Here is a 212-nt window from a genome sequence, read left to right as displayed (position 1 = left end):
TTTTGGATATTCATTCGATTGGTGTTCATCATATCGATTTGCCATAAACGTTCATTTTTATCATTTTCAGTTAAATCAGATAATAAAATATCGTTTTTTAATGATTGAATATCTTCTTCTTTGCCATTCAAAATCTGGTCACGTAACTGGTAAAAGTCATTGGTATGACCTTGAGTCAGCAACCAAAATAATTGGTAGATTAAATCCCACCG

The 212-nt window shown here is 31.1% G+C and carries 1 protein-coding gene; it reads right to left on the bottom strand.

Annotated elements, in window-relative coordinates:
* The coding region (locus HMPREF2886_RS34780) for a hypothetical protein (RefSeq protein ID WP_218189064.1) at positions 1-212 on the bottom strand (212 nt) is incomplete at both ends.

The sequence above is a fragment of the Pseudomonas sp. HMSC066A08 genome (assembly GCF_001813025.1).
Taxonomy (GTDB): Bacteria; Pseudomonadota; Gammaproteobacteria; order Pseudomonadales; family Pseudomonadaceae; genus Pseudomonas; species Pseudomonas aeruginosa.
The sequence above is the reverse complement of the archived record's forward strand: the minus strand, read 5'-3'. Positions and strand labels throughout refer to the sequence as shown.